At 59.3% G+C, this 9,176-nt stretch carries 8 protein-coding genes and 1 rRNA gene; 8 read left to right on the top strand and 1 reads right to left on the bottom strand.

All coding sequences use genetic code 11. From position 1 onward, the window contains the following. Positions 1-3: 3 nt before the first annotated feature. The gene (locus BN1188_RS01430) at positions 4-339 is read left to right on the top strand and encodes a YqcC family protein (RefSeq protein WP_040259384.1); all 336 of its coding nucleotides are present in this window, start codon (positions 4-6) and stop codon (positions 337-339) included. A gap of 13 nt (positions 340-352) precedes the next feature. Here BN1188_RS01430 and BN1188_RS01435 read toward each other — a convergent pair whose 3' ends face one another. After that, positions 353-787: a DUF4124 domain-containing protein gene (locus BN1188_RS01435; RefSeq protein ID WP_040259386.1), complete on the bottom strand. Its 435-nt coding sequence runs from the start codon at positions 785-787 to the stop codon at positions 353-355. 352 nt (positions 788-1,139) lie between these two features. Between BN1188_RS01435 and BN1188_RS01440 the strand changes: the two genes are divergently transcribed. The 7 genes from BN1188_RS01440 to BN1188_RS01470 all read left to right on the top strand — a co-directional run bounded on the left by BN1188_RS01440 (position 1,140) and on the right by BN1188_RS01470 (position 9,129). Then, positions 1,140-2,864 carry an acetolactate synthase 3 large subunit gene (locus tag BN1188_RS01440; RefSeq protein WP_040259416.1) on the top strand — a complete coding sequence of 575 codons (1,725 nt, stop codon included), beginning with the start codon at positions 1,140-1,142 and terminating at the stop codon, positions 2,862-2,864. Positions 2,865-2,866: 2 nt separating this feature from the next. After that, positions 2,867-3,358 carry an acetolactate synthase small subunit gene (gene ilvN, locus BN1188_RS01445; RefSeq protein WP_040259387.1) on the top strand — a complete coding sequence of 164 codons (492 nt, stop codon included), beginning with the start codon at positions 2,867-2,869 and terminating at the stop codon, positions 3,356-3,358. A 49-nt stretch (positions 3,359-3,407) separates the two neighbouring features. After that, the gene (gene ilvC, locus BN1188_RS01450; RefSeq protein ID WP_040259389.1) at positions 3,408-4,424 is read left to right on the top strand and encodes a ketol-acid reductoisomerase; all 1,017 of its coding nucleotides are present in this window, start codon (positions 3,408-3,410) and stop codon (positions 4,422-4,424) included. Positions 4,425-4,569: 145 nt separating this feature from the next. Further along, positions 4,570-5,418: a CDP-diacylglycerol--serine O-phosphatidyltransferase gene (pssA, locus tag BN1188_RS01455; protein WP_040259391.1), complete on the top strand. Its 849-nt coding sequence runs from the start codon at positions 4,570-4,572 to the stop codon at positions 5,416-5,418. Positions 5,419-5,473: 55 nt separating this feature from the next. Next, the gene (gene msrP, locus BN1188_RS01460; RefSeq protein WP_040259392.1) at positions 5,474-6,484 is read left to right on the top strand and encodes a protein-methionine-sulfoxide reductase catalytic subunit MsrP; all 1,011 of its coding nucleotides are present in this window, start codon (positions 5,474-5,476) and stop codon (positions 6,482-6,484) included. Then, entirely contained in the window at positions 6,484-7,104 is a 621-nt protein-coding gene (gene msrQ, locus BN1188_RS01465) for a protein-methionine-sulfoxide reductase heme-binding subunit MsrQ (RefSeq protein ID WP_040259393.1), read from the top strand. The genes msrP and msrQ overlap by 1 nt, the downstream gene beginning before the upstream one ends. Before the next feature lie 488 nt (positions 7,105-7,592). Beyond that, positions 7,593-9,129 (top strand): 16S ribosomal RNA (locus tag BN1188_RS01470). Positions 9,130-9,176: the final 47 nt, after the last annotated feature.

The raw sequence follows: 9,176 nt of genomic DNA on the forward strand, positions 1-9,176 counted from the left end.
AACATGGATGATCGGCTGCCCGCCATCGCGGACGAACTGCTGTTGATCGAGCGGGCCCTGCGCCAGGCCGGTGAGTGGGCGCAAACACCGCCCAGCGCCGAGGCCCTGGCCAGTGTGGAGCCGTTCTGTGTGGACACGCTGGGGTTCGAGCAGTGGCTGCAGTGGATCTTCCTGCCCCGCATGAAGGTGATCCTCGAACAGGGCCTGGCCTTGCCCAACGCCTCGGGCATCCTCGCGATGGCCGAAATGGTCTATATGCACCGGCCAGGGGAGGGGGGCGAACTCATGGCCTCGCTTCGCAGGTTCGACAGCCTCATCAGTGGCCGCCCGCAGGCCTGATCGAGCGCTCGCCCTAGCGGCATTGGTCGGCGATGGCCTGGCGGGTTTCGCTGATCTTGGCTTGCCGCTCCTGCTCGGTCAGCCGGCGAAGCTCCCCATCGACTTCCTGGCGTACCCGCGGGTTGTTGTTCAGTTGCGCCAGGTTCGTGCGGGCCTGGTCGCAAAACTCCTTGGTTTTCTCTTCCTGCTCGGCGACTTGCTCCCGGACTCGAGCGTCCACCGCTTTTTGCTCCGGATCGTCATCGATACTGTCATCACCGGCCTTGCCCTTCGGTGGGCTGGCCGGCGGCGGGGCATGGGTGTCGATCGGGGTTGCGGCCTGCCCGGCCGGAGGCTTGGCGTCGAAATGCGTCACGCCGTTGGCGTCTACCCATTTGTACACCTGAGCCGCTTGCAGCGACCCCATCGAAGCCAGCATCAGGCCGGCTACCAGGCATCCTAGGCGCATGTCCGCTCCGTCAGTGAATGAGAGTTGGAGGCAAATTACCACAGAAGCAGAAAGGCAACAGATCGCTTGACTTGAGAAACACGATTCACAACAATCCAAAGTCCGCTGTGAAGGGACTGCCAGAAGCAGACCCGCTCAGCAGATCATGAGGCGCACACCCGCGCCGACCTGTTACACCCGCAACGCGTTACCTCGCGCTGGGTGGGAAACCCCCGCAATACTTGGGGAAGTCCCAATACTTGCTCAGTCAGTGCTGACGTAGTCGGCGACCACCGTCGCTCATGCTCTGCTTGGCAGTAAACCTAATGGACCCGCCTTCCGGCGGTATTCTGGCGTTTTAGAGGTGAACAACGTGGAGCTCTTATCCGGCGCTGAGATGGTCGTCCGCTTTTTGCGCGACGAGGGTGTCAAGCACATCTACGGGTACCCTGGCGGTGCTCTCCTTCATGTTTACGATGCCCTGTTCAAGGAACCCGAGGTGGCCCATATCCTGGTCCGCCATGAACAGGCCGCCACCCACATGGCCGACGGCTATGCCCGTGCCACCGGCAAGGCCGGCGTGGTATTGGTGACGTCCGGGCCGGGCGCTACCAACGCGATCACTGGCATCGCCACAGCCTACATGGACTCGATCCCCATGGTGGTGCTGTCGGGGCAGGTGCCCAGCACCATGGTCGGCACCGATGCCTTCCAGGAAACCGACATGATCGGTATCTCCCGGCCCATCGTGAAGCATAGCTTCATGATCAAGCACCCGTCCGAAATTCCCGAAGTGCTGAAGAAAGCCTTCTATTTAGCCGAGTCCGGGCGTCCTGGCCCGGTGGTGGTGGATATCCCCAAGGATATGACCAACCCGGCGGAAAAGTTCGAATACGTCTATCCCAAGAAGGTCAAGCTGCGCTCTTATTCGCCAGCCGTGCGTGGCCACTCCGGGCAGATCCGCAAGGCGGCCGAGATGCTGGTCGCGGCCCGTCGCCCTGTGATCTACGCCGGGGGCGGCGTCATCCTGGGCGGCGCCTCGGCACCTTTGACCGAGCTGGCGCGCCTGCTCAACGCGCCGGTCACCAACACCCTGATGGGCCTAGGTGCCTACCCTGGCACTGACCGGCAGTTCCTCGGCATGCTGGGCATGCACGGCAGCTATACGGCCAACCTGGCAATGCACCATGCCGACGTGATCTTCGCCGTGGGCGCGCGCTTCGATGACCGGGTGATCAATGGCGCGGCCAAGTTCTGCCCCAATGCCAGGATCATTCACGTCGATATAGACCCAGCTTCCATTTCCAAGACGATCAAGGCGGACGTGCCTATCGTGGGGCCTGTGGACAGCGTGCTGACCGAGATGGTCGCCGCCTACAAGGAGCTGGGCCAGACCCCGGACAAGGAAGCGGTCGCCGCCTGGTGGAAGCAGATCGCCGAATGGCGTGGCGAGCATGGCCTGTTCCCTTACGAACAGGGCGATGGCCCGTTGATCAAGCCGCAGACGGTGATCCGTACCCTCTGGGACGTGACCCAGGGCGATGCCTTCGTCACCTCCGACGTGGGTCAGCACCAGATGTTCGCGGCCCAGCACTACCCCTTCGACAAGCCCAACCGCTGGATCAACTCCGGTGGCCTTGGGACCATGGGCTTCGGCTTCCCGGCCGCCATGGGCGTGAAGCTCAACTTCCCGGACAGCGACGTAGCCTGCGTAACCGGTGAAGGCAGTATCCAGATGAACATCCAGGAACTGTCCACCTGCATGCAGTACGGGCTGCCGGTGAAGATCGTCAACCTGAACAACGGCGTGCTGGGCATGGTGCGCCAGTGGCAGGACATGAACTACAGCAGTCGCCATTCGCATTCGTACATGGAATCGCTGCCGGACTTCGTGAAGCTGGCCGAGGCCTATGGCCACGTCGGCATGCGCATCACCGACCTGAAAGACCTCAAGCCCATGATGGCGCAAGCCTTTGCCATGAAAGACCGCCTGGTGTTCCTGGACATCCAGGTCGATACCAGCGAGCACGTCTATCCGATGCAGATCAAGGACGGCTCGATGCGTGACATGTGGCTGAGCAAGACGGAGCGGACCTGACCATGCGGCATATCATTTCTCTGCTGTTGGAAAACGAGCCTGGTGCATTGTCCCGCGTCGTCGGGCTGTTCTCCCAACGCAACTACAATATCGAAAGCCTGACCGTGGCGGCCACGGAAGATCCGACCCTGTCGCGTCTGACCCTGACCACCATCGGCCACGACGAAGTCATCGAGCAGATCACCAAGAACCTCAACAAGCTGGTGGAGGTGGTCAAGCTGGTGGATCTTTCCGAAAGCGCGCACATCGAGCGTGAACTGATGCTGGTCAAGGTCAAGGCCACGGGCGCCCAGCGTGCCGAGGTCAAGCGTACCACCGATATCTTCCGCGGCCAGATCGTCGATGTGACCAGCAGCGTCTATACCGTGCAACTGACCGGCACCAGCGACAAGCTGGACAGCTACCTCCAGGCCGTGGGCACCGCCTCGATCCTGGAAACCGTGCGCAGCGGCGTGACCGGTATCGCTCGTGGCGACAAAGTGCTGAGCATCTGAACCACTATTTTGCAGATGGCCTGACGGCCAGGATAACCAGGGGAATTTCATGAAAGTTTATTACGACAAAGACTGCGACCTGTCCCTCATCCAGGGCAAGAAAGTCGCCATCATCGGTTACGGTTCTCAGGGCCACGCCCAGGCGTGCAACCTGAAAGACTCCGGTGTGGACGTTGTCGTCGGCCTGCGCAAGGGCTCGGCCACCGTTGCCAAGGCCGAAGCTCATGGCCTGCGCGTGCTCGATGTCGCCACCGCGGTTGCCTCCGCCGACCTGGTGATGATCCTCACCCCGGACGAATTCCAGGGCCAGCTGTACAAGCAGGAGATCGAGCCGAACATCAAGCAGGGCGCGACCCTGGCCTTCTCTCACGGTTTCTCGATCCACTACAACCAGGTAGTGCCACGCGCTGATCTGGATGTGATCATGATCGCGCCCAAGGCTCCGGGCCACACCGTGCGTTCCGAGTTCGTCAAGGGCGGCGGCATTCCTGACCTGATCGCCATCTACCAGGACGCTTCGGGCAACGCCAAGAACGTCGCTTTGTCCTATGCCGCCGGCGTAGGCGGTGGCCGTACCGGCATCATTGAAACCACCTTCAAGGACGAAACCGAGACCGACCTGTTCGGTGAACAGGCCGTACTGTGCGGTGGTACCGTCGAACTGGTGAAGGCAGGCTTCGAAACCCTGGTCGAAGCCGGCTATGCACCCGAGATGGCCTATTTCGAGTGCCTGCACGAGCTGAAGCTGATCGTCGACCTCATGTACGAAGGCGGCATCGCCAACATGAACTACTCGATCTCCAACAACGCCGAATATGGTGAATACGTCACCGGCCCGGAGATCATCAACGCCGAGTCCCGCCAGGCCATGCGCAATGCCCTCAAGCGTATCCAGGACGGCGAATACGCCAAGATGTTCATCTCCGAAGGCGCTTCCAACTACGCTTCCATGACCGCCAAGCGGCGTAACAACGCGGCCCACGGCATCGAAGTGATCGGCGAGCAACTGCGTTCGATGATGCCGTGGATTTCCGCGAACAAGATCGTCGACAAAGCCAAGAATTGATTCAATTCTTCGCCTGGAAGAACGCGGCCTAGGCCGCGTTTTTTCGTTAACGCAGCGGGGTTCTGGTATAAAGCTGCAACGTTTGTGGACGAACCCTCGTCCCTGGCGCCGGTCGAAATTTTTCACACGTTGCAAGGTATTGTTTATGAGCGAACGCCCCGAAGAGCCGAATGCGGCGCCCGACGTCGATAGCCTGCTGCCCATCGATGAGCATGTGGAAGAAGGTCGGGACGCCGAAGGGCGCAGAGTCCGCCACCGCGGCATCTACCTGCTCCCGAACCTGTTCACCACGGCCAACCTGTTCGCCGGCTTCTACTCCATCATCAGCTCCATCACCGCGCAGAGCGCCTTGAGCGCCGGTAACTCGGCCGAAGCGTTGAAGTACTACTCCTTCGCGGCCATCGCCATCTTTGTCGCCATGGTGCTCGACGGCCTGGATGGCCGAGTGGCCCGCATGACCAATACCCAGAGCGCGTTCGGCGCCGAATACGACTCACTGTCGGACATGATCGCCTTCGGCATGGCGCCAGCACTGCTGGCCTTCGTCTGGGCACTGGGCGCCATGGGCAAGGTGGGCTGGATGGTCGCTTTCATCTATGTGGCGGGGGCGGCATTGCGCCTGGCTCGCTTCAATACCCAGGTGGGCAAGGCCGACAAGCGCTACTTCATCGGCCTGGCCAGCCCGGCCGCGGCGGGTGTGGTGGCAGGCACGGTGTGGGCCTTGAGCGACTTCGATATTCCCGGCGCCAAGCTTTCCTTCCTGGTTGCAATCCTGGTCGCTGGCGCGGGCATGCTCATGGTCAGCAATATCAAGTACAACAGCTTCAAGGAGCTGGATCTCAAGGGGCGTGTGCCGTTCGTTGCCATCCTGGCGGTAGTGCTGGTATTCGCCGTAGTGTTCATCGACCCGCCGCGCATCCTGTTGCTGATCTTCGTGGTCTATGCTGCTTCCGGACCAGTGCAACATCTGCTGCGCCTTCGTCGGCACCGGTGAATAAAACGGGGCGGGCTTCGTCATACAGTTCAAGGTTATGTACGGAGCGTGCCCCATGATCATCAAGGTTTCCCCGGCGTCGGCTTGCCATGAGTCTGAAGTCACGCCTGAAGCGATCTACCTTTCTCGACGCGCCCTGATGGGCGCTGGCGCCGCCCTTGCCGCGGGCAGTGCCTTGCCAGCATGGGCCGAAGGGGAGGTGTCCCGCTACGAGGGGGTGGAGGCCGGTGCTGCCCCCGCCTGGCTTCAGGCCAAGCTTGGCCAGGTCCGCTGGCAAGCCGTCACCGCGCCGGGCGAAGCAATCACGCCCTATAAAGACGCCACGCATTACAACAACTTCTATGAGTTCGGCACGGACAAGTCCGATCCGGCCGAAAATGCCGCAAGCCTCAAGACCCAGCCCTGGTCCGTGGTCATAGACGGTGAGGTGACCAAGCCGGGTACCTATGCCCTTGAAGACGTCCTCAAACCCTACCAACTGGAAGAACGCATCTACCGGCTTCGCTGCGTGGAAGCCTGGTCCATGGTCATCCCATGGCTGGGCTTTCCGCTGGCGGAATTGCTCAAGCGGGTCGAGCCCACCTCCAGGGCGCGCTATGTACGCTTCGAAACCCTGCAGGATCCGGCCTCGATGCCGGGCCAGCGCTCCAGCTTCTCCTATATACGCTGGCCGTACGAAGAGGGGCTTCGTCTCGACGAGGCGATGCACCCGCTGACCCTGTTGGCGGTGGGCATGTATGGTCGCGAGCTACCCAACCAGAACGGCGCGCCACTGCGCCTGGTGGTGCCCTGGAAATACGGCTTCAAAGGCATCAAGTCCATCGTGAAGATCAGCCTGGTCGCCGAACAGCCGTCGACTACCTGGCAATCGATCGCGCCGGACGAGTATGGGTTCTATGCCAACGTGAACCCTCAGGTCGACCATCCGCGCTGGACCCAGGCTCGCGAGCGACGTTTGCCCAGCGGATTGTTCGCGCCCAATGTAAGGGAAACGCAGATGTTCAACGGCTATGCCGAAGAAGTCGCCAACCTTTATACGGGCCTGGACCTGAGGAAGAACTATTGATGCGCTATCCGTGGTTTCGGCTGGGCGCGTTCGTATTGATAGCGGCCTTGCCTGTGTACTGGGTTTATCAGGCATGGATCTTCGCGCTGGGTCCGGACCCGGGCAAGGTACTGTTGATTCGGCTGGGCCTGGGCGCTCTGGTGCTGCTGCTGATTACCCTGAGCATGACACCGCTGCAGCGCCTGACCGGCTGGAGCGGCTGGCTGATCGTTCGGCGGCAGTTGGGCTTGTGGTGCTTCGCCTACGCGACGCTGCATCTGGTTGCCTATCTATTCTTCGTATTGGGTTTCGACTTCAGCCAGCTCGGCGTGGAGCTACGCAAGCGCCCCTACATTATCGTCGGCGCGCTGGCCTGGCTGGTTCTCCTGGCTCTCGCGGTAACGTCGAACCGGGCGAGCCAGCGTAAGCTGGGCAAGCGCTGGCGACTGCTGCATAAATCGGTGTACGTCGTGCTCGGGCTGGCCCTGCTGCATTTCCTTTGGGTGGTGCGCGCTAATTGGGCAGAGTGGGGCCTCTATGCAGGCGCGGGTGCGCTGTTGATGCTGTGCCGCGTGCCGTTGGTTGCCCGCTCGCTGAAGCGGCCTTCAAGAAAACGCGATATTTCCCAAACTAGTGCTTGACGGCCTTTCGAAACCCCTTATAATGCGCCCCACTTCCAGCGACAACGGAACGGCAAACTTCTTGAGAATCAACGAGTTAGCGGTTCGGGTAAGCAGGAAGTGGCTTCGGTCTCCGGGTCGGATGCGGTGAAAAAGGTGGTTGACAGCAGGTTGTAGTGCTGTAGAATTTGCCTCCCGCTTCGAGAGGTAAGTGAAGCGGTCAAGTGTTTGAAGTTGAACGAGAAATTCTGAAAACTTCCGAAATAAACGCTTGACACGATGTGAGGTTAGCGTAGAATGCGCGCCTCGGTTGAAGCGAACGGCTCAACCAACCGCTCTTTAACAAATGAATCAAGCAATTCGTGTGGGTGCTTGTGAGTTGGACTGATTGTCACAATGATTATCAGCATCACAAATACTCAGACGAGAATTCGAATGAGTGGCTTCCTTCGGGAAGCATTGCGATTGCTGAGCCAAGTTTAGGGTTTTCTCAAAACCCAAGCAGTATTGAACTGAAGAGTTTGATCATGGCTCAGATTGAACGCTGGCGGCAGGCCTAACACATGCAAGTCGAGCGGATGAAGGGAGCTTGCTCCCTGATTCAGCGGCGGACGGGTGAGTAATGCCTAGGAATCTGCCTATTAGTGGGGGACAACGTTTCGAAAGGAACGCTAATACCGCATACGTCCTACGGGAGAAAGCAGGGGACCTTCGGGCCTTGCGCTAATAGATGAGCCTAGGTCGGATTAGCTAGTTGGTGAGGTAATGGCTCACCAAGGCGACGATCCGTAACTGGTCTGAGAGGATGATCAGTCACACTGGAACTGAGACACGGTCCAGACTCCTACGGGAGGCAGCAGTGGGGAATATTGGACAATGGGCGAAAGCCTGATCCAGCCATGCCGCGTGTGTGAAGAAGGTCTTCGGATTGTAAAGCACTTTAAGTTGGGAGGAAGGGTCGTTGCCTAATACGTGACGGTTTTGACGTTACCGACAGAATAAGCACCGGCTAACTCTGTGCCAGCAGCCGCGGTAATACAGAGGGTGCAAGCGTTAATCGGAATTACTGGGCGTAAAGCGCGCGTAGGTGGTTTGTTAAGTTGGATGTGAAATCCCCGGGCTCAACCTGGGAACTGCATCCAAAACTGGCAAGCTAGAGTACGGTAGAGGGTGGTGGAATTTCCTGTGTAGCGGTGAAATGCGTAGATATAGGAAGGAACATCAGTGGCGAAGGCGACCACCTGGACTGATACTGACACTGAGGTGCGAAAGCGTGGGGAGCAAACAGGATTAGATACCCTGGTAGTCCACGCCGTAAACGATGTCAACTAGCCGTTGGGATCCTTGAGATCTTAGTGGCGCAGCTAACGCATTAAGTTGACCGCCTGGGGAGTACGGCCGCAAGGTTAAAACTCAAATGAATTGACGGGGGCCCGCACAAGCGGTGGAGCATGTGGTTTAATTCGAAGCAACGCGAAGAACCTTACCAGGCCTTGACATCCAGTGAACTTTCCAGAGATGGATTGGTGCCTTCGGGAACACTGAGACAGGTGCTGCATGGCTGTCGTCAGCTCGTGTCGTGAGATGTTGGGTTAAGTCCCGTAACGAGCGCAACCCTTGTCCTTAGTTACCAGCACGTTAAGGTGGGCACTCTAAGGAGACTGCCGGTGACAAACCGGAGGAAGGTGGGGATGACGTCAAGTCATCATGGCCCTTACGGCCTGGGCTACACACGTGCTACAATGGTCGGTACAGAGGGTTGCCAAGCCGCGAGGTGGAGCTAATCTCACAAAACCGATCGTAGTCCGGATCGCAGTCTGCAACTCGACTGCGTGAAGTCGGAATCGCTAGTAATCGCGAATCAGAACGTCGCGGTGAATACGTTCCCGGGCCTTGTACACACCGCCCGTCACACCATGGGAGTGGGTTGCACCAGAAGTAGCTAGTCTAACCTTCGGGAGGACGGTTACCACGGTGTGATTCATGACTGGGGTGAAGTCGTAACAAGGTAGCCGTAGGGGAACCTGCGGCTGGATCACCTCCTTAATCGACGACACAGCCGCCCATAAGCTCCCACACGAATTGCTTGATTG

This window comes from Pseudomonas massiliensis (genome assembly GCF_000826105.1).
Lineage (GTDB): Bacteria > Pseudomonadota > Gammaproteobacteria > Pseudomonadales > Pseudomonadaceae > Aquipseudomonas > Aquipseudomonas massiliensis.

Bases quoted from the DNA above. Each gene is read 5' to 3' on its own strand.
- ilvN (WP_040259387.1), top strand. From the start codon at position 2,867: ATGCGGCATATCATTTCTCTGCTGTTGGAAAACGAGCCTGGTGCATTG.
- BN1188_RS01435 (WP_040259386.1), bottom strand. From the start codon at position 787: ATGCGCCTAGGATGCCTGGTAGCCGGCCTGATGCTGGCTTCGATGGGG.
- ilvC (WP_040259389.1), top strand. From the start codon at position 3,408: ATGAAAGTTTATTACGACAAAGACTGCGACCTGTCCCTCATCCAGGGC.
- BN1188_RS01430 (WP_040259384.1), top strand. From the start codon at position 4: ATGGATGATCGGCTGCCCGCCATCGCGGACGAACTGCTGTTGATCGAG.
- pssA (WP_040259391.1), top strand. From the start codon at position 4,570: ATGAGCGAACGCCCCGAAGAGCCGAATGCGGCGCCCGACGTCGATAGC.
- msrP (WP_040259392.1), top strand. From the start codon at position 5,474: ATGATCATCAAGGTTTCCCCGGCGTCGGCTTGCCATGAGTCTGAAGTC.
- msrQ (WP_040259393.1), top strand. From the start codon at position 6,484: ATGCGCTATCCGTGGTTTCGGCTGGGCGCGTTCGTATTGATAGCGGCC.